At 56.9% G+C, this 19,668-nt stretch carries 22 protein-coding genes; 14 read left to right on the forward strand and 8 right to left on the reverse strand.

The features are described from left to right. From OAN307_RS00995 to OAN307_RS01005, 3 genes are all read right to left on the reverse strand, one after another. On the reverse strand, positions 1 to 1,458 hold the full coding sequence (locus OAN307_RS00995) for an efflux RND transporter periplasmic adaptor subunit (protein ID WP_015498023.1): 1,458 nt from the start codon (positions 1,456 to 1,458) through the stop codon (positions 1 to 3). 94 nt (positions 1,459 to 1,552) lie between these two features. Further along, positions 1,553 to 2,092, reverse strand: a complete 540-nt coding sequence (gene moaB, locus OAN307_RS01000) for a molybdenum cofactor biosynthesis protein B (protein ID WP_015498024.1) — start codon at positions 2,090 to 2,092, stop codon at positions 1,553 to 1,555. Next, positions 2,089 to 2,895 (reverse strand): uracil-DNA glycosylase, encoded by an 807-nt coding sequence (locus OAN307_RS01005; RefSeq protein ID WP_015498025.1) that lies wholly within the window; start codon positions 2,893 to 2,895, stop codon positions 2,089 to 2,091. The genes moaB and OAN307_RS01005 overlap by 4 nt, the downstream gene beginning before the upstream one ends. Before the next feature lie 109 nt (positions 2,896 to 3,004). Between OAN307_RS01005 and OAN307_RS01010 the strand changes: the two genes are divergently transcribed. The 6 genes from OAN307_RS01010 (at position 3,005) to OAN307_RS01035 (ending at position 7,112) form a co-directional block, all read left to right on the forward strand. Further along, positions 3,005 to 3,979 (forward strand): aspartate carbamoyltransferase catalytic subunit, encoded by a 975-nt coding sequence (locus OAN307_RS01010; protein ID WP_044042985.1) that lies wholly within the window; start codon positions 3,005 to 3,007, stop codon positions 3,977 to 3,979. After that, the gene (locus tag OAN307_RS28700; RefSeq protein WP_015498027.1) at positions 3,976 to 4,392 is read left to right on the forward strand and encodes a hypothetical protein; all 417 of its coding nucleotides are present in this window, start codon (positions 3,976 to 3,978) and stop codon (positions 4,390 to 4,392) included. Before OAN307_RS01010 ends, OAN307_RS28700 begins: the two co-directional genes overlap by 4 nt. Continuing rightward, positions 4,389 to 4,934 carry a hypothetical protein gene (locus OAN307_RS01020; RefSeq protein ID WP_015498028.1) on the forward strand — a complete coding sequence of 182 codons (546 nt, stop codon included), beginning with the start codon at positions 4,389 to 4,391 and terminating at the stop codon, positions 4,932 to 4,934. The genes OAN307_RS28700 and OAN307_RS01020 overlap by 4 nt, the downstream gene beginning before the upstream one ends. Positions 4,935 to 4,997: 63 nt before the next feature. After that, entirely contained in the window at positions 4,998 to 6,266 is a 1,269-nt protein-coding gene (gene pyrC, locus OAN307_RS01025; RefSeq protein ID WP_015498029.1) for a dihydroorotase, read from the forward strand. Then, the gene (plsY, locus tag OAN307_RS01030) at positions 6,259 to 6,864 is read left to right on the forward strand and encodes a glycerol-3-phosphate 1-O-acyltransferase PlsY (RefSeq protein WP_015498030.1); all 606 of its coding nucleotides are present in this window, start codon (positions 6,259 to 6,261) and stop codon (positions 6,862 to 6,864) included. The genes pyrC and plsY overlap by 8 nt, the downstream gene beginning before the upstream one ends. Beyond that, positions 6,861 to 7,112: a hypothetical protein gene (locus OAN307_RS01035; RefSeq protein ID WP_015498031.1), complete on the forward strand. Its 252-nt coding sequence runs from the start codon at positions 6,861 to 6,863 to the stop codon at positions 7,110 to 7,112. Before plsY ends, OAN307_RS01035 begins: the two co-directional genes overlap by 4 nt. On the opposite strand, the gene OAN307_RS01040 is transcribed toward OAN307_RS01035, so the two are convergent. From OAN307_RS01040 to OAN307_RS01055, 4 genes are read right to left on the reverse strand one after another with little or no spacing between them, the layout of a single operon-like run. Then, positions 7,109 to 8,479 carry a glutamate--cysteine ligase gene (locus OAN307_RS01040; protein WP_015498032.1) on the reverse strand — a complete coding sequence of 457 codons (1,371 nt, stop codon included), beginning with the start codon at positions 8,477 to 8,479 and terminating at the stop codon, positions 7,109 to 7,111. The two genes, OAN307_RS01035 and OAN307_RS01040, sit on opposite strands and share 4 nt — an antisense overlap. 57 nt (positions 8,480 to 8,536) lie before the next feature. Further along, on the reverse strand, positions 8,537 to 9,058 hold the full coding sequence (locus tag OAN307_RS01045; RefSeq protein WP_015498033.1) for a hypothetical protein: 522 nt from the start codon (positions 9,056 to 9,058) through the stop codon (positions 8,537 to 8,539). Then, complete coding sequence (locus OAN307_RS01050; RefSeq protein WP_044042988.1) at positions 9,055 to 9,237, reverse strand: GNAT family N-acetyltransferase; 183 nt, start codon at positions 9,235 to 9,237, stop codon at positions 9,055 to 9,057. The genes OAN307_RS01045 and OAN307_RS01050 overlap by 4 nt, the downstream gene beginning before the upstream one ends. Further along, on the reverse strand, positions 9,234 to 9,953 hold the full coding sequence (locus OAN307_RS01055) for a 16S rRNA (uracil(1498)-N(3))-methyltransferase (RefSeq protein ID WP_044042990.1): 720 nt from the start codon (positions 9,951 to 9,953) through the stop codon (positions 9,234 to 9,236). Before OAN307_RS01055 ends, OAN307_RS01050 begins: the two co-directional genes overlap by 4 nt. Positions 9,954 to 9,964: 11 nt before the next feature. Here OAN307_RS01055 and ubiA point away from each other — a divergent pair, with 11 nt between their 5' ends. The 3 genes from ubiA to OAN307_RS01070 are packed head-to-tail and all read left to right on the forward strand — an operon-like array spanning position 9,965 to position 13,222. Beyond that, complete coding sequence (gene ubiA / locus OAN307_RS01060; RefSeq protein WP_015498035.1) at positions 9,965 to 10,924, forward strand: 4-hydroxybenzoate octaprenyltransferase; 960 nt, start codon at positions 9,965 to 9,967, stop codon at positions 10,922 to 10,924. Between the two features lie 58 nt (positions 10,925 to 10,982). Further along, entirely contained in the window at positions 10,983 to 12,896 is a 1,914-nt protein-coding gene (locus OAN307_RS01065; protein WP_015498036.1) for an OmpA family protein, read from the forward strand. After that, a complete protein-coding gene (locus OAN307_RS01070) occupies positions 12,893 to 13,222 on the forward strand; it encodes a hypothetical protein (RefSeq protein WP_015498037.1) in 330 nt (109 codons plus the stop codon). Before OAN307_RS01065 ends, OAN307_RS01070 begins: the two co-directional genes overlap by 4 nt. Here the strand turns inward: OAN307_RS01070 and OAN307_RS01075 are convergent, their stop codons facing one another. Further along, positions 13,223 to 13,807 carry a TlpA disulfide reductase family protein gene (locus tag OAN307_RS01075; RefSeq protein WP_015498038.1) on the reverse strand — a complete coding sequence of 195 codons (585 nt, stop codon included), beginning with the start codon at positions 13,805 to 13,807 and terminating at the stop codon, positions 13,223 to 13,225. 30 nt (positions 13,808 to 13,837) lie between these two features. Between OAN307_RS01075 and argH the strand changes: the two genes are divergently transcribed. From argH to OAN307_RS01095, 5 genes are all read left to right on the forward strand, one after another. Next, complete coding sequence (argH, locus tag OAN307_RS01080) at positions 13,838 to 15,244, forward strand: argininosuccinate lyase (RefSeq protein WP_015498039.1); 1,407 nt, start codon at positions 13,838 to 13,840, stop codon at positions 15,242 to 15,244. Continuing rightward, entirely contained in the window at positions 15,241 to 15,417 is a 177-nt protein-coding gene (locus OAN307_RS28705; RefSeq protein ID WP_187292533.1) for a hypothetical protein, read from the forward strand. Before argH ends, OAN307_RS28705 begins: the two co-directional genes overlap by 4 nt. Beyond that, entirely contained in the window at positions 15,418 to 15,738 is a 321-nt protein-coding gene (locus OAN307_RS01085; protein ID WP_044042993.1) for a DUF2834 domain-containing protein, read from the forward strand. Positions 15,739 to 15,750: 12 nt separating this feature from the next. Beyond that, positions 15,751 to 17,016 (forward strand): diaminopimelate decarboxylase, encoded by a 1,266-nt coding sequence (gene lysA / locus OAN307_RS01090; protein WP_015498040.1) that lies wholly within the window; start codon positions 15,751 to 15,753, stop codon positions 17,014 to 17,016. 72 nt (positions 17,017 to 17,088) lie between these two features. Next, entirely contained in the window at positions 17,089 to 19,668 is a 2,580-nt protein-coding gene (locus OAN307_RS01095; protein ID WP_015498041.1) for a TIGR02302 family protein, read from the forward strand.

Consider the following 19,668-nt stretch of genomic DNA (forward strand, 5'->3'; position numbering starts at 1 on the left):
TCATGTTCCCATCCGTGCTTCTAGGTCGTCGACGACATCTGCAGGAACTTCGTCTTGTTCCAATTGGCCGATGACGCGGGCTTGCACGGGTGGCGGCATCCGCGACCCTTCGACAAACGCGATCAATCGCGCACGGCGATCATCATCAAGCGTGATCATTTCTGGTGGGTCTGGCACGACAGCTTCGGCGTTTGGGTCAATAGGTTGCACCGCGATACCCGCGCCCAAAAGCGGTGAACGTTCTGCGACAATTTGCTGGCCATATAATACAGGCGCACGAATAATAACGTCATCCCCTTGGCGGCGTAGCACCACAACTGCGACTTCCTCAAGGCGGTTGCCTTCGGCGAGCAATAGCGCGCTGCTACCTGATCCGATTGCGGTTGATGGCACCATAGCGACGCCGCGCAATTCAGGTTCTATCACAGTGACAGTCACGAAATCACCCGGTCGTAGGCCAGGCGCGGTATCCAGACGCGCAAACAGCAAACGGCCAGTCTGGCCTTCACCGACATTGGCGCTTTCGCGCGTGATCTGGCCGGAGGCAGTCAGCGTCAGGTCCTGCGCCTCAAGCGTAACAGTGACGGCTGCATCGCCAAGTGTCCCGTCAACGCCAGTGAGCCGCGCATATTGGACTGTGGACAGGCGAAAAGAGACTTCGAGATTGTCTTTTTCGATCAATTCCCCAAGCTGTTCATTTGCGGTGACACGCACACCTTGGGAAATGTTGACCTGCGCCAACGTTCCCGAAAACGGCGCGCGGATTTCGGTGTCCTCTACGGCGCGGTCTGCGTCTGCAAGGTTCAGGCGTGCCCGATCAAGGCCCGTCGCGGCCTGATTCAGACGGGCCTGCGCCTGCGCCTGCGCTTGGCGGCGTGACAGGACCGCTTGGTTGGCCCCAGACAGTGCCAGTTGTGCGGTTTCAACAGCGGCAGCCGTTCCGACACCGCGCGTCACAAGGTCGTTCTGACGGGTTAGGGCCTGTTGTCGCAAGTCCGCCTGCTGTGTCGCCGCCGCGAGTTCGTCACGTTCAATAATCAATGCACGCTCTGCGTTGCGGACCTCAAATTGTGCATCGCGCAGGTCAGCAGCGGTCCTGTCACGGGACGATTGGGCGTCGCGCGGGTCAATCTTAACGATGAGCTCGCCGTTTTCCACACGCCCGCCATCAACAAAATTCGGCGATATTTCCAACACGGTGCCGCTGGACAGGGCCCGCAAATCAAACGTGTTGGTGCTGATGAGTTCGCCAAAAATCACTAGTTCTGGTGCGATTGTTTCGGGCGTCACGGTCACGACATTTACCGACAATACCCGTTCGCTTTGTGGGAAACTGCGTGGTTCAGCGTTCATGCGATCTTGCACTGCAAGGCGCACGGTATTTCCGGCCCACGCAAACAACGCCAGCGTCAGCGTCAGTAGGAAAATCCCGATCAGGCTGCGTCTTAGAAATTTCACGGGCTATGCCTTTGTAAGCGGTCCACATTGATTTAGCGCAGGTCTTGGAACAACCTTTCACTGAAGGATACGCAGTGTTGTACGGTCCAGATTGCTATTTCCGTCGCTGATGTTCATCCAAGCGCGGTAAAATTTCGACAAAGTTGCAAGGACGGTGCCGATAATCGAGCTGTTTAACCAAAATTTCATCCCATGCATCTTTGCACGCGCCTGTGCTGCCGGGCAGGGCAAACAGGTAGGTGCCATTGGCCACACCGCCTGTGGCACGCGATTGCACGGCGCTGGTGCCGATTTTTTGCATTGAGACCATGGTGAACACAGTGCCGAAGGCATCAATCTCTTTTTCATAGACATCGCGGTGGGCTTCGATGGTGACATCGCGCCCCGTAAGTCCGGTTCCACCTGTCGTCAGGATCACATCGATGTCGCGATCCGCGCACCATGCCCGCAACTGGTCAGCAATTTGGTTGCGTTCGTCGCGCAACATTTTGCGATCCGCAAGGGTGTGACCCGCGTCCGTTAGGCGATCCACCAGTGTTTGGCCAGATCGGTCATCGTCGATGCTACGCGTATCGCTAATGCTGAGGATTGCGATGCGAATGGGGATAAATGTGCGGCTTTCGTCAAGGGTCATGATAGGTCTTTCAGGTGGGCCTTCAGGGACAAAAGATCACTCCAGGCATCGCGTTTTGCCGATGGTTTGGTCAAAAGATAGGATGGCGCAAACATGGGGATCGCGGGCAGGGATGCAGACCCGATCTGAACATCAGTCCAGCCACCATGCAGACGGGTCATGCCACTTTTGTTAAGCAACGCTTGGCAGGGGCCATTGCCCATCAAAATCAATACCTTTGGCGCAGCGAGCGTAATATGACGTTGTAAAAACGGCAACATCATCGCCATTTCGTCAGCATTTGGATCGCGATTTTGGGGCGGGTTCCATGGCAGAACGGGGGCTGCGTAAATTGGTGCATCGCCGCTGCGTCCCAACCCGATGGCCGCAAGCATTTTGTCCAGCAATGCACCCGTACGCCCTGCGAACAATTCTCCGGCGCGGTCATCATCGCGGTCGGGAGCGTCGGCGATGATCATCACGGGCGCGCCTGCAGTGCCGCCAGAAAAAACTAAATTGCGCGCCGCGGCCTTCAATGCGCATCCTTCAAACGCGCCCATCGCTGCGCGCAATCCGGCAAGGTCTTGGGCTGCATTCGCCGCGTTATTTGCGGCGCTGATCTGGTTGATTTCGGGCGCAGCGGTGGCAACGGCGGGTGGTGCAGACGGCAGTGTAGATGGGGCTTGGGCGGCTTTGGGCGCTGGCTTGACGTCTTGCAACGCGTAGCGGTCGACGGGGTCATCGCCAATCGCCTCATCCACGCCCATTTCGACCTGCCAGTCGAGCAGCGCTTTGGCCGTCCAATATTCCATACCCGATTCCATATGACACTCTACCGTGCTGAAATGCTGAGATCACGCGCTGATCTTGCTGCTGCGCAATACCCCCCATATAAGCGGCTCAGAAAATCGACCCAGTCAAACCGGAGGTCCCATGACATTTCGCGCATCGCACTTGCTTGGCATTGAACACCTTCATCCAACTGAAATTACCACGTTGTTGGATTTGGCAGACCAATACGCCGAAGATAACCGCAAAGGTCGCGCGCATCGTGATGTGCTTGAAGGTTTGACCCAAATCAACATGTTCTTCGAAAACTCGACCCGCACTCAGGCGAGTTTTGAGATCGCTGGTAAGCGACTTGGCGCGGATGTGATGAATATGGCGATGCAGGCGAGTTCGATCAAAAAGGGTGAAACGCTCATTGATACGGCGCTGACGCTGAACGCAATGCGCCCTGATTTGTTGGTCGTGCGACATCCTCATTCCGGCGCGGTTGATTTGCTGGCCCAGAAAGTGAATTGCGCGGTTCTAAATGCGGGTGACGGGCGCCATGAACACCCAACTCAGGCTTTGCTGGATGCGTTGACGATCCGCCGTGCCAAAGGCCGTTTGCACCGTCTGTCGATTGCGATCTGCGGCGATGTGGCGCACAGCCGCGTGGCGCGATCCAACATCATGTTGCTTGGCAAGATGGAAAATCGGGTACGGCTGGTCGGCCCTCCGACTTTGTTGCCGTCTGGGGTTGAAGAATTTGGTGTCGAAGTGTTCCACGACATGCGCGAAGGCCTGAAAGATGTGGATGTGGTCATGATGCTACGCCTTCAAAAAGAACGTATGGATGGCGGGTTCATCCCGTCAGAACGCGAATACTTTCACCGCTACGGGCTGGACGCCGAAAAGCTGAGCCACGCGAAACCCGACGCCATTGTCATGCACCCTGGCCCGATGAACCGTGGCGTTGAAATTGACGGATCAATCGCCGACGATATCAACCGCAGTGTCATCCAAGAACAGGTCGAAATGGGTGTCGCCGTACGTATGGCCGCGATGGATCTTTTGGCACGAAATCTGCGGGCAGCACGTGGGGCGAAAGCCGCCGAACTGGACAACGGGGGCATGGCGTGACGGATGCGCCACCGCTGAACGATGATGAAGTGATCCTGCTCGATCACGTGCCAAGCCTGCGCGCCTTCAGACGGGTGGCACTGCTTCTTATCGCGGTGACGTTGCTGCCGACAATCGCCTTTGCTGTCGTCTTTCCCGACACCTATTGGCCCATCGCGCCACTGTTTGTGACCTGTTTCCTGCTATTTCAAGAACGCTTTACGCTGGGCCGGCACCGTGCGTGGGTCACGAACCAACGCGTGCTGGTGCAAGGCGGAGAAAGCGCTGCGTGGGACACGGTCAGCGAGGCTACGATGACATTGGGCTTCGTCAAACTGCGCCGCAAAGGGGCGGGCAGGACCCTGACATTGTCGTACGCCGCAGATGCAACGGCATTGATAAACGCCATCAATTCAGCAAGGGGCACTACATGATCGACAGCTCGAAAATCAGCGCCAACGAACATGGCGTCTTGCGGATATTTGCCATCAGCTCTACCTTCTTGAAGACGGGCGAGACATTGCGTCTCGATCAAATATGCGCTGCCCTCGGTGTGGATCAACTCGCAGAGGCGGACGTTCAGCAGATCTGGAACCATGCCATCGACGATATGAGTTTGGTCGACTTTCTGCGTCGCGCCTATGACGCGAACAAAGACGATATTGCGGCGCAGTTGCCGTCACTTGAAGCGATGGACCAAATGCCGTTCCTGCTTGTCCTGATCCGCTCTTCTGGGTTTGTGAACCGCCCGGTCGAAATCCGGCTGACAAGCGATGTGATGAACCATGTCGCAACGCTGCGCGAACCCGGCGCGACCATCACGTTCGAACCACTGCCAGATGAAAGCGCCAAAGGGACCCTTTCGGATGCGCCCCAAAAGAAACCCGCATCGGATGCTGCCATGTCAGGTCGTGTGGCGACGGTTGCCTTGCTGGTGATGGCGCTGTTGGTGTGGCTGATAATCAAAATTGCATGATGATGCCAATCGCGCCGCCTAAAACAGTTTACGCGCCCCGCAGCGACAGTCAAAAGGGATGTCATGAGATTACATTTTAAGAACGCCCGCTTGATTGATCCCGAAACAGGAACTGATACGTTTGGGGATTTGTTCGTCGTCGACGGGCTGATTTCTGACGCGATTGATGTGGATGAGGTCATTGATTGCGGTGGAAAATGCCTCGCACCCGGAATTGTCGATATTGGCGTTAAGGTATCCGAACCCGGTGAACGGCATAAGGAAAGTTTCGCGTCCGCCGGTCGTGCTGCCGTGGCGGGTGGCATCACGACCATTGTGACGCGCCCCGACACCGACCCTGCCATTGACACCCCTGAAACGCTGGAATTTGTCGAACGTCGCGCGTCGATTGATGCGGCGGTGAATGTGTTGCCCATGGCCGCCCTGACAAAGGGCCGCAATGGGCGCGAGATGACAGAGATTGGGTTTCTGCTTGACGCAGGTGCTGTGGCATTCACCGATTGTGATCGTGTCGTCACAAACACCAAGATATTTTCCCGCGTTCTGACCTATGCACATTCTTTGGGCGCATTGGTTATTGGCCATGTGCAGGAACCGGGATTGTCGGCAGGTGGGTCGGTCACATCGGGTAAATTTGCGACCTTGCGTGGGCTTTCTGGCGTGTCGCCGATGGCGGAACGCATGGGGCTGGACCGCGATATCGCGCTGCTGGAAATGACGGGGGCGGCCTATCATGTTGACCAGATCACCACGGCGCGCGCGCTGCCGGCACTGGAACGCGCCAAGGCCAATGGGCTGGACATCACGGCGGGGGTGGGCATCCATCACCTGACGCTGAACGAATTGGACGTCGCCGATTACCGCACATTCTTTAAGCTCAAGCCGCCGCTGCGCGCTGAGGATGATCGTTTGGCCGGGGTCGAGGCTGTGGCGTCAGGACTAATCGATATCATCTGTTCCATGCACACCCCACAAGACGAAGAATCCAAACGCCTGCCCTATGAAGAAGCCGCAAGTGGGGCTGTGGCGTTGGAAACCCTGCTTCCGGCGGCATTGCGCCTTGTCCACGCTGGCCACATGGACTTGCCACATTTGTTCCGCGCCTTGGCGCTAAATCCGGCGAACCGTCTAGGGCTGGCATGTGGGCGGTTGTCGGTTGGCGCGCCTGCTGATCTGGTTCTGTTTGATCCGGATGCGAGCTACAGACTGGATCGATTTGCACTGCTTTCGAAATCTAAAAACACACCGTTTGACGGGGCCATTTTACAGGGCAAAGTCATTGCCACCTACGTGGGTGGTGTGAACAAAACCAAAGGGTTGGCCAATGCCTGATATCATTAGTTCCGCATCGACACTGCTGCTCTGGGTCGCAATTGCCTACGTAATAGGGTCGATCCCGTTTGGCCTGATCCTCGCCCGCGTCATGGGCTTGGGTAATTTGCGCGACATCGGGTCAGGCAATATCGGCGCGACGAATGTGTTGCGCACGGGGTCCAAAAAAGCGGCCGCTTTAACGTTGCTGCTGGATGGCGGCAAAGGTGCAGTCGTGGTTTTGCTGGCGCGTGCGTATGCAGCCCCTGACGCGGCCCAATTCGCGGCCTTCGCGGTGATGGTCGGGCATTGTTTTCCGGTCTGGCTGGAATTTCGCGGTGGCAAGGGTGTCGCGACGTTCCTTGGCCTGCTTTATGCGCTGGCTTGGCCTATCGGCATTGCGGCGTGTTTGACGTGGTTGGTGACGGCGCTGGTGTTTCGGTTCTCGTCGCTCGCAGCCTTGGCCGCTGCGGCGTCCGCGATGGTCTGGGCGCTTGCCTTGGGCGTGCCACAAATATTCATCCTGTGCGCGTTGCTGACCGCGCTGATCTTTTGGCGGCACGCAGACAATGTCCGCCGCTTGGTTGCCGGAACCGAAAGCAAGATCGGCAAGAAATGACCTTTGCGGCCAAACTTGTGACGCTGCCGCTTGGCACGTTTCGCGGGCTGGCACAGGGCAAGAATTGGACGGTAACACGCAGTTTAGTATCGGGTGGCAAGGGTGAAAAGCTCGTGGCAGAGGCGCTTGATGGATCCGACTACATCAGTCTCAACCTATATCACCTTGGCGCGGGCGATCTACTCAGACCGTGTGAAATGTCAGAAACCAAGGTTCGCAGGTTCGTCGCCGCGCTGGTTCCAATCTAGTAGCTAAAATCACGGTAAATTTTGCTCAAGTCGCCGTTCCATGCGCCTTTGTATTGATCCAACAGTTCATCCGCAGGGGTTTTGCCCGTCTCGATGCTGTCTTTCAGCGCATTTAGAAAATGGGTTTCATCTGGCACCAGTCCGCCCGCACCTGGCATGGCGCGGTTTTTCAGACCCAGTTCCGCGATCTTGACACATTCACGCGCGATGTCATGCATGGATTGGCCACCTACCTTGGCTTGCAATCCATCAACAGATGCAGCGACACGCCATTGTTCGCGGGTGTCTGTGTCCCAGTCTTTGCACAGGTCATAGGCGGCGTCCAAAGCCTCTTGGTCGTAAGTTAGACCAACCCAGAACGCAGGCAGCGCACACAGGCGACGCCACGGGCCACCATCGGCCCCGCGCATTTCGATGAACCGTTTTAGTCGTGCTTCTGGGAAGGCGGTTGTCAGATGATCGGCCCAATCCGAAAGCGTTGGCGTTTCACCGGGCAATGCAGGCAGTTTGCCTTTCAGGAAATCGCGGAACGACTGGCCAAGCGCGTCAACATATTTACCATCGCGGTAGACGAAATACATCGGCACATCGAGCATGTATTCGACGTAGCGTTCGAACCCGAACCCATCTTCAAACACGAACGGCAACATGCCGGTGCGTGCATCGTCCAAATGGCGCCAAATGCGGGCGCGCCAGCTTTTGTGGCCATTCACTTTGCCATCAAAGAACGGTGAATTGGCAAACAACGCGGTCGCCACGGGCTGCAAAGCAATTGCAACGCGCATCTTCTGGATCATGTCGGGTTCGGATGAAAAATCGAGGTTCACCTGCACGGTACATGTTCGCCGCATCATCATTTTGCCCGACGTGCCGACCTTGTCCATGTAGGAATCCATCAGCTTGTAGCGGCCTTTAGGCATTAAGCCGACTTCGTCGTGGGACCATTCGGGGGCCGCGCCAAGGCCGATAAACCCAACGCCAATTTTGTCAGCGACAGATTTCACTTCGGCGAGGTGAACGTTCACTTCGTCGCAGGTCTGGTGGATCGTTTCCACAGGTGCGCCGGACAATTCCAACGCGCCGCCAGGTTCCAACGACACGTTCGCGCCGTCTTTTTCCAAACCAATCAGAAAGCCGTCCTCCGTCACAGGGGCCCAGCCATAATGGTCACGCAGGCCGCCTAGAACCGCTTCGATGGACCGTTCACCGGAAAATGGCAGCGGTTTGTGCGTGTCTTTGCAATAGCCAAATTTTTCATGCTCGGTGCCAATGCGCCAATCTGCCTTCGGCTTACACCCGTCCGCCAGATATTGCGCAAGCTGGTCGTGATGTTCAATCGGACCGCCGCCGGTTTGTGGAATGGACATGGGAAACGCTCCGTTTGCGAGGGTAAATTTAAGACGTGGCTGAGGTTAGGAGGGGTGTCAATGCAACTGCGTGTATGGCTTATGATCGGGGGCCATCCAGACGGTCATTTTTGCAGGGCGCGGGCTGTTGAGCAAGGATAGCATATATTCGGTTTTGATACCGGGTAGGGCGGCAAACACATCAAACAGTACCTCAACCCCAACAGCATTTGTTGGGATGTCGAGGTGCTGCCCACCGCCATTGATTAACCGCCAAGCGGGTGCTGGCGTAATATCGAGCTGCACCATCAGATCAAGATCGGCCACCCCGCCGTCCAACGGGCCAAGGTAGGTGACACGCCGTTCATCCAATGTCACGACGCCGGGGCCGTCACCTTCAGGGCGAAAACGAACCTTTTGCGCGGCGGCGATTGCGAGGCCTGCGCCCAGTGCCGTCATTCCCCAGCCAAGCCATTGCACGATCCCGAACGACACAAATGCCCACCACAGTCCAATCAGAGCGAGCGCAAGTGCTGCGATAACTTCGCGCCACCGCCATAGTCCTTCGCGGATTTCGGGTCTGATGACAGATTTTTTCATGGCGCCACCTGTGGGGTTTTGAAAATAGCAAGAACCCAGTCGCCGATTTGTGTAAGCTCGACCGCTTTGTAGGCGGCGATTGCAGGTGGGTTGCTGGCGAACAACGGCGCGCGCCGCGCGTGACCTTTGCCGCGCTGGGCGGGTGGCGTGTAGACCGCGCCGATCTGAACGAAACTCACGTCCAGTCCCCCATCGCCTGTTGCCAAAGCGTCATTGCCGCGACAGCCGCCGTATCTGCGCGCAAAATACGTGGTCCAAGGCTGATAGCGTGCGCGCACAGCATACTGTTCAGGCGGTCACGTTCTTTGTCTGAGAATCCACCTTCGGGGCCGATCAGGATTGCCCATGGTCCTGCGTTGGTCGGCAGAATTAACGGTTTGTCCACCATCGCTTCGTCACAAAACAAGATCCGCCGCGTTGGATTCCACGTGTCGAGCATTTTGGCGAACTTTTGTAGCTCTGCGACCTCTGGCACATAGGTTCCACCGCATTGCTCAGCCGCCTCAAGTGCGTGGGCTTGCAACCTGTCTTGGCGCACGCGATTGGCGGATTGAGTGTATTCCGTTTGCAGCGGTACGATCCGCGCCGCCCCAAGTTCGGCCGCCTTTTCGACGATAAAGGATGTGCGGTCTTTCTTGATGGGGGCGAAGACCAGCCATAGGTCGGGGGGCATTTGCAGCGGCTTGGTTTGAACGACGCAGTCCAACACGCCGCTCTTTTTGGATGCAGCCGCGACCAGCGCGCGCCACTCCCCGTCACGCCCATTGAACAGCGACACATCCGCGCCCACGTCCAACCGCATGACCCCAAAAAGGTAATGCGCCTGTTCTCGCGACAGAGCGACCCTTTCTTGCGGGCCCAAAGGGTGGTCTACATACATTCTAATTCGTGCCATGGGATGAACATATGACCGACGCCAACCAGACGCCAGAGGTTGAAATTGCTGATGCGGTGACAGGAAACTGGGTTGATCGTTTTGCGCCCCTGCGCGCGCGACCTTTTTTACGACTTTCCCGTGCGGATCGTCCCATAGGAACGTGGCTTTTGTTGTTGCCCTGCTGGTGGAGCTTGGCCTTGGCGATGTTACATACGGGACGCGCCAGCCTGTTTGATTTGTGGATTGCGATCGGTTGCGCCATCGGTGCGTTCTTGATGCGTGGGGCGGGGTGCACGTGGAACGACATTACCGACCGCGACATTGACGGATCAGTCGAACGAACGGCGAACCGCCCAATCCCGTCGGGTCAGGTTGGTGTGCGAAAGGCGCTGGTGTGGATGGCGCTGCAATCGTTTCTGGCGCTGCTAATCTTGCTGACGTTCAATTCCAATGCTGTCCTTCTGGGGGTTCTCGCGTTGCTGCCCGTCGCGATTTATCCGTTCGCGAAACGGTTTACCTGGTGGCCGCAGGTGTTTCTGGGTCTGGCGTTTAATTGGGGCGCTTTGCTGGCATGGACTGCGCACACGGGCACGTTGGGCTGGCCTGCGGTCGTGCTTTACGTCGCGGGGATTGCATGGACGCTGTTTTACGACACGATCTATGCGCATCAGGACGTAGAAGACGACGCGCTGATCGGGGTGAAATCTACGGCGCGCTTGTTTGGAGATGCGACGCCACTTTGGTTGCGGTATTTCATGGTTGCGACGGTCTGCCTGTTGGGGCTGGCCGTGATTCTTGCGGGGATTAACGCCAATGTTTTGGCGCTGGTTGTCGCCCTTGGTGGGCCATGGGCAATGGGCTGGCACCTTGCATGGCAGCAACGTGGATTTGACGCAGAAGACGGCACCAAATTGTTGCGGCTGTTCCGATCCAACCGCGATGCTGGCCTCATCCCCTTGCCATTTTTCGCCGTTGCGTTGTTCGTTTGATTGAACCCGCGCCCACAACCGCCTAAGGACAGGTCTACAACCGATCAAGGACGCCGCAATGCGCCTCTCTGCCCTTTTTATTCGACTTGCTGCGTTTTGCCTTGCGGCAATCGTCTGCGGTTTCGCGGCGCGCGCTGTGGTCACAACCGTGGAAACCCGATCGGTTGAAACCGTCGGCGTTGCATTGGAAGAACAGGGCCACGCGTTTGCATCTGTTCTAGGCGACGGTTTGCAAGTGATCCTTGAAGGCGAAGCACCGAGCGAAGCAATGCGGTTTCGCGCCATTTCAACTGCAGGCGGCATGGTCGACGCAAGCCGCGTGATCGACAATATGACGGTTGAAGACAGTGCTGGCATCGTTGCACCCGAATTCTCGTTGGAGATTTTGCGCAATGACAGTGGCATTTCGATAATTGGTCTGATCCCTGCATTGTCTGACCGCGACGACCTTACTGAAACGCTGACAGACATGGCGGGTGAAAACAGTAACTTCGCCGATTTCCTTACAACAGCAGATTACGACGTTCCGGACGGGTGGGACGGCGCAGTCGCATTTGCGGTTCGTGCGTTGCGCCAATTGCCGCGATCCAAAATATCAGTACGGGCAGGGCGGGTCGCAGTTGAAGCGATTTCAGACTCGCGGGAACAAAAGGCCCAGTTGGAAATCAGCCTGCGTCGCGCCAGTCCCGACGATCTGCTCATCACCCTAAATATATCGGCCCCGCGTCCTGTTGTGTCGCCATTCGTGACGCGCTTCATAATTGACGAAAATGGCCGACGGTTTGATAGCTGTGTGGCTGATACCGCGGCTGCTGAATCGCGTATTGTTGCAGCGGCGCAGGCAGCAGGGGTTGAAGGCCAGATCGGATGTATGGTGGCGCTGGGCGCCCCCACAACGCGCTGGGCTGACGCGGTAACGATGTCGATTGCGGCACTGGATGACTTGGGCGGCGGTACCGTTACGCTCTCTGACGCCGATATCATTTTGGTGGCCCGCACGGGTGCAGTCGAAGGCAACTTTGATCGGGTCGCCGGCGAACTTGAGAACGCGCTGCCAGAAATTTTTGCGCTTGAAGCGATTTTGCCTGCGACGCCAACGCAAAGCAACGAAGGCCCGCCACAGTTCATCGCAACGCTGAGCCCCGAAGGATTGGTGCAGTTGCGCGGCCGCATGTCGACCGAACTGCTGAATTCCACGGCGGAAAATTTCGCGCGGGCGAAATTCGGATCGGCTGATATTTCCATGGCGACGCGGGTTGTGGATGGACTGCCCAGCAATTGGTCCATTCGTGTGCTGGCAGGAATTGCGGCGTTGTCGCAGCTGTCGAACGGCTCTGTGGTTGTTGAACCTGCCGATATTGTTGTGCGTGGCAATACCGGCTCACCTGCTGCGAGCGGGGAAATCATACGTTTACTGATCGAAAAGTTGGGCGAGGCTGAGGAATTCGAGGTCAGCGTCACTTACGTAGAAGAACTGGACCCGATTGCCGCCCTGCCCACCACGGAAGAATGTCTGGGCCAGATCATGAACGTGACTGAATCCCGTAAGATCAGGTTTGAACCCAGCTCTGCGACGATTGCAGGCGCGGGCGCGGCGATTTTGGATGACATCAAAGAAATTCTCCAACGCTGCGCCGATTTGCGGATCGAGATCGCGGGATATACGGACAGCCAAGGGTCTGAAGACGGCAACCAACGCCTGAGCCAGCAGCGGGCCGATGCGGTTCTTGAGGGTTTGCGCGTTCGGCGTGTTCCGGTGGCAAGTTTCCGGTCAGTAGGTTACGGCGAAGCTGACCCGATTGCTGACAATGAAACCGCCGATGGCCGTGAGGCAAACAGACGGATCGAATTTAGCTTGATCGTGCCAGAAAGTACCGAAGAACTTACTGGTTTAGACCAGATCGAAGCAGAGGCCGCGCTTGAAGCGGCCGCGGTGGAAGATACCGCCGCACCGGAGGACCTAAACGAATGAACAGAACCGAATTCATTGTCGCCACCGCGATTATCCTGTTTGTGGCCTTTTGTTTGGGCTGGTTTGCAAGCTGGCTGATCAACCGTTTCACCCGCGTGTCCAAATCCGAAGTTGGTGAATTGGACCGCATGGCCCAGTCGCTGCACGAAGCCGAAGAAACCCGCGATCAGGCGATCACCTATTTGCAGAAACGCGAAGCCGAAATCACCAATCAGCTAAGCCAGACTGAGGCCGAATTGCGCGCCGCGATGGATGGTTTGCGTGTTGCACGACAAGAAGCTGAAGAAATGCGTGCATATATCGAGCGTCAGCAGAACGCGGGCTGATTATTCCGCCAGCAGCGTCGTCAAAATCGCCTTAGCATTGTCGCTCGCCCAATCTGCATCACCAATCAACCGCGCAATTTCTAGACCCTGAGGGTCCATAATCAACGTGACTGGCAGGCCGATCACACCCATATCGCGCGCGAGCGCACTGTTGGCATCGGTGTGCATTGGCAAATTATCGACGCCAATTTCCTCAAAGAACCGTTCCATCGCTGGGCGTTGGTTGGTGCCTGTTGCAACCGTCACGACCTCTAGACCCTCGCCCCCAAATTCGTCCTGAAGTTCCGAAAGGTGCGGCATTTCCTTGCGACATGGCGCGCACCACGTCGCCCAGAAATTCAAAACCACGTACTGACCTTCAAACGCTGCCAGCGTCAGATCAGACCCGTCTTCGTGTTTGAAAACCACGTCTGAACCGCGATCTGCACCAAATTGCAGCTTCATCATGTCACCGACGCGCAATTCCTGAAGCAATGTGAAATCGCGCTGAACAACCGTAGGGCTTTCGCTATCGTCCAAGGCAAAGTATAGCCCTGCGGCAATACCGATGACTGTGGCGGCTGCGAAAATCAGTTCTTTTTTCATCGGGCAATCCTAGCGTTGGAGACAAGTGTCATGGCAGACGATAAATCCCCTGAAAAATCCTCAAATGCAATGTGGGGTGGGCGCTTTGCCGCAGGTCCGGACGCGATCATGGAAGCGATCAACGCATCTATCGGGTTTGATCGTCGATTGGCGAAACAAGACATAGAAGGCTCCCGCGCGCATGCGGCCATGTTGGCGGCACAAGGTATCATAACCGATAGCGATGCAACGGCGATCAGGGAAGGCCTGCTCACGGTGTTGTCAGAGATCGAGGGCGGTACGTTCCCGTGGCGCGTTGAACTTGAAGATATCCACATGAACGTCGAAGCGCGCCTGAAAGAAATCGTGGGCGAACCTGCGGGGCGGTTGCACACGGGTCGGTCGCGCAATGATCAGGTCGCCGTTGATTTCCGTCTTTGGGTCCGCGATCAATGCGATGCAGTGGATGGTGCGCTTGTCGCGTTGATGACATCGCTGATCGGTCAGGCAGAAGACGGCGCTGATTGGGTCATGCCCGGTTTTACCCACCTGCAAGTCGCCCAGCCCGTCACATGGGGCCATCACATGATGGCCTATGTTGAAATGTTTGCCCGTGACCGTGCGCGGTTCGCTGATGCACGCAAACGGATGAACGAAAGCCCGCTGGGGGCTGCGGCGCTGGCTGGCACGTCTTTCCCGCTTGATCGCCATGCCACAGCTACGGCGTTGGGGTTCGATCGCCCGATGGCCAATTCGCTCGACGCAGTGGCAGCCCGTGACTTTGCGCTCGAATTTCTTGGTGCCGCGTCGATCTGTGCCATGCATCTGTCGCGTTTGGCCGAAGAACTGGTCATCTGGTCGTCTGCGCAGTTCCGGTTTGTGACGATGTCGGATCGTTGGTCCACCGGATCATCCATCATGCCGCAAAAGCGCAACCCGGATGCGGCGGAATTACTGCGATCCAAAATCGGACGGATTTTTGGTGCAAATGTTGCGTTGATGACCGTGATGAAAGGTCTGCCGCTGACCTATTCCAAGGACATGCAAGAAGACAAAGAACCGACGTTTGATGCCGCTGACCACCTGATGCTTGGCCTTGCGGCGATGGCTGGAATGATTGCGGATATGAAGGCACGGCCCAATGATTTGCGGGTGGCGGCGGCGATGGGCTTTTCCACTGCCACCGACCTCGCCGATTGGCTGGTGCGCGAACTTGGCCTGCCGTTTCGCGATGCACATCACATCACCGGGTCATTGGTCGCGATGGCCGAAACAAAGGGCTGTGATCTGCCGGAATTGAGCCTCGCAGACATGCAATCTGTACACGCGGGTATCACCAACGCCGTCTTTGACGTGCTGGGTGTGGACAATTCCGTGCGCAGCCGCACATCTTACGGGGGCACAGCGCCGGAAAACGTGCGCGCGCAGATTGCCCGCTGGAAAAAGGATTTGTCATGACCCGATCCGTAATTGTGTTGCTGACGCTGACATATGTTGCGGCGTGCGGTGCAAACGATCCGCCGTTTCGCCCGACTGGTGATACAGGTGTCAATATCGGGCCGAACGGCGTTAGCACCAATGCTGGGGTTGGGGCGACAAACGGTACTTTCAGCGTCGGACTGATCCTTTAGATGCGCTGGATTTTCGCCGCACTTGCCGTCTGGGGCACGATCCACCCGATGTCGTATTTCATTGCGTGGTTTCAGGCCAACACGTGGGACATTATGGCGATGGTTGATGCATGGCACGCCAATGCTGCATCGTCCGGGCTGGTCTGGGATCTGACAATTGCAGCTGTCGCGCTCACGGTCTGGGTGATCGTCGAAACCTTTCAAACGCGCCACTGGGTCCGCCTGATTGCCATCCCCGCGACGTTCGGCATCGGGGTCAGCTGTGGTTTGCCGCTTTATATTTTTATCCGCATGGGCCAAACCGACGCCAAGCGCAGCTAAATTGAGAATCTGATGGATCATTTCTTGTATCGTGACGGCCAGTTGATGGCCGAAGACGTCACCATCGCTGAGATTGCAGCGCAGGTCGGCACGCCGTTTTATGTGTATTCGACGGCGACATTGCTGCGCCATTTTCAGCTGTTTGATGATGCTTTGGCCGGTATGGATCATTTGATTTGTTTCGCAGTAAAATCGCTGTCCAATGTTGCCGTGCTTAAGCTGCTTGGCGATGCGGGTGCTGGCATGGATGTCGTATCGGGCGGCGAATATCTGCGCGCGAAGGCCGCGGGCGTATCCGGTGATAGAATCGTATTTTCCGGCATTGGTAAAACCCGCGAGGAAATGCGCCTCGCGTTGGTAGGCGGCATTCGTCAGTTCAACGTCGAAAGCGAACCCGAGATGGAGGTGCTGTCAGAGGTCGCTATGTCGCTCGGTAAAATTGCGCCGATTACTGTTCGGGTGAACCCTGATGTGGACGCAAAGACTCACGCTAAGATATCGACGGGCAAAAAAGAAGACAAATTCGGCATCCCGATCAGCCGTGCGCGTGACGTTTACGCGATGGCGGCGAAACTCCCCGGCCTCAAGATCATTGGCATCGATGTTCATATCGGATCACAGCTGACCGAATTGGAACCGTTCCGTCTGGCGTATCGCAAGGTGGCTGAGTTGACCGAACAGCTGCGCAGTGACGGACATGACATCAGCCGCCTTGATCTGGGGGGTGGTTTGGGGATTCCCTATGCGCGCGATAACAACGCCCCGCCACTTCCCATCGAATATGGTGCGCTGATCAAAGAAGAAGTCGGACATCTGGGGTGTGAGATTGAGATTGAACCGGGTCGTCTGATTTCAGGTAATGCGGGCCTGCTGGTGGCAAAAGTGATCTATGTAAAATCCGGTGAAGACCGCGAATTTCTGATCGTGGACGCCGCGATGAACGATCTGATCCGCCCCGCGATGTATGATGCATGGCATGATATCGTGCCCGTCATAGAATCTGCCGCAGGCGTTGAACAAACGCCCTACGATGTCGTTGGGCCGATCTGCGAAAGCGGCGACACTTTCGCAAAGGGCCGGATGTTGCCGACATTGCAGTCAGAAGCGCTCGTTGGATTCCGATCTGCGGGCGCCTACAGTGCTGTTATGTCTAGTGAATATAATTCGCGCCCCCTGATACCCGAGGTTCTGGTTAACGGGGATCAATTTGCGGTTATCCGCCGACGTCCGACCTTTGAAGACATGATCAATCGCGATACCATACCTGAATGGATGTAGCCGTTTTGCGCTATCCAGTTTGACAGGAGAGGCCAGCTGACCCCAACCCGACCCATGCTGCGGCATTTGAAAATGCCTGTTTTTCTGACCCGCATTGGGCTGATTGCGGAGCGTGTGACGCAGGCGTTTTGGCCGTTCTGGACTGTGTTGTTCTTCGCTCTTGCGCCACTGATTATGGGCTGGCAGGATTTCCTGCCGCTTGAGGTCGTGTGGGGTTACGGTGTGGTTTCGCTCATTGTGCTGCTTTGGACGCTGTATCGCAGCATTCGCCGGATGGCATGGCCGAGCGTGGCCGAGGCCACTGCCCGTGTCGATGCGCGGCTCCCCGGGCGCCCGATTGCGGCGCTGAATGACGTGCAAGCAATTGGCGCAGGTGATGCAGCATCCGAAGCCGTCTGGAACGCGCACCTTACCCGCATGCAGCAAAAGACCCGTGATGTGCGGACGGTTGGGCCGGATCTGCGCGTCTCGTCAAAAGACCCATTCGGGATACGCTACATTGCTGTTCTGGTCATGGTCTTGGCGCTGCTGTTCGGATCGATCTGGCGTGTTGGGTCGGTGGCAGATGCTGCAGCGGGGGGTGGCATCCTGGCGACTGGGCCTGTCTGGGAAGGCTGGATCGAACCGCCCGCTTACACCCAAAAACCGACGCTTTACCTTGCCGATATCATCGCCAATCGTGTGCAGGTGGCACAGGGATCGTTTATCACACTGCGGCTTTACGGCGATGTCGGGGCGCTTAGCGTGTCGGAAACTGTGTCCGGTCGCACCGAAGACCTAGGCGCCGCCACAGATCAACAGCAGGGTTTTGAAGTTACACAAGAAGGCGAATTGTCGATTGTCGGTGAGGGCGGCCAGACGTGGAAATTCCTGCTGCTCGAAGACAATCCACCAACGGTCGAATTGACCGGACCACTCGAAGCAGACGCGCAAGGTGAGATGTCCCAGCCGTTTTCCGCGACAGACGATTACGGTGTCGTCGCGGGTACGGCGACGTTTGACCTGAACGCGGCGGTGTTGTCGCGCCGCCACGGGCTGGCGATTGACGCGGACGCGCGGGACGCCATCGTGATTGATCTGCCGATGCCGTTTTCCGGCGACCGCGCAGACTTCGAAGAACTGCTGATTGATGATTTCAGTGAACATCCGTGGGCGAACATGCCTGTCATGATGACACTGCAAGTCGAAGACGCGCTTGGGCAGGTTGGATTCAGCAAAGCTGAACAACTCACACTCCCCGGACGGCGATTTTTCCAACCCATTGCGCGGGCCGTCATAGAACAGCGCCGCGATATTTTGTGGGCCAAGGCCAATGCACCCCGCGTCGCACAGGTTCTGCGCGCCGTTTCGAACCGCCCTGACGAATTGTTTCCCGATGAGACGACCTATCTGCGTCTGCGCTTTATCATTCGCCGGCTCGAAAACATGGAAACCACGGGCCTAAGCGATGATGTGCAGGCGGAAGTCGTGCAGGCGCTCTGGGAATTGGCTGTGCAGCTCGAAGAAGGATCACTTGCCGATGCGCGCGCCCGTCTGGAACGCGCGCAGGAACGCCTCGAAGAAGCCATGCGCAATGGTGCGTCCGACGAAGAAATCGCTGAACTGATGCAGGAACTGCGTGAGGCGATGAACGATTATATGCAAATGCTCGCACAAAATGCAGAACCCAATCCAAACGGCACGGATCAGCCTGACAATAACCAAGAAAGTAACAACATCAGCCAAGACGAACTGCAGGCAATGATGGACCGTATTCAGGAACTCATGGAAGAAGGCCGGATGGCCGAAGCCATGGAGTTGATGGAGCAGTTGAACGAGCTGATGGAAAATCTGCGCGTCACCGAAGGGGAAGGCGGCGATGGCGGCCCGCAAACGCTCGGCCAGCAATCCATGGAAGACTTGGCTGAGACCCTGCGCGATCAACAAGACCTGACCGACGAAGCGTTCCGCGATTTGCAGGACCAGTTCAACCAAGGCCAGCAAGACGGTCAACAGCAAGGGCAACAACCAGGACAGCAAGGCCAAGACGGTGAAGAAGGTCAGGGCCAAGACGGACAACAACAGGGCCAAGGTCAAGGCCAAGGCGATAACACACAAGGTGGTCTGACCGATGGCAACGGGCAGGGCGGCGAAGGCAGCGGTGGGCCACAAAGTCTGGCCGAACGCCAACAAGCGCTGCGCGATGGTCTAAACCAGTTGCGCAACGGTCTGCCCGGTTTGTCCGGTGAGGCGGCTGATAATGCAGAACAATCTCTAGAACGTGCTGAGGGTGCGATGGACGGCGCTGAGGATGCTTTGCGGAGCGGCGATTTGGCCGAAGCGATTGATCAACAAGCCGAGGCGATGGACGCACTGCGTGACGGATTGCGCAATCTGGGGCAGGCTTTGGCTGAAAACCAGATGGATGAGTTGGAAGAAGGCCAAGGCACCCAAACGGGCAATGCAGAAGGCCGCGCAGAACCCGAACGGCGCGATCCGCTCGGTCGTCAGATGGGCAACACGGGTCAATTCGGGTCCGAAGAATCGATGCTACAGGACGAAATTAACCGCCGTGCGGAAGAACTGTTGCAAGAATTGCGCAACCGTTCCGCCGATCAAGAGCGCCCTCAAGTCGAACTCGATTATCTGCGGCGTCTGCTGGAACGTTTTTAG

The sequence above is a fragment of the Octadecabacter antarcticus 307 genome (assembly GCF_000155675.2).
In the GTDB taxonomy this organism is placed as follows: domain Bacteria; phylum Pseudomonadota; class Alphaproteobacteria; order Rhodobacterales; family Rhodobacteraceae; genus Octadecabacter; species Octadecabacter antarcticus.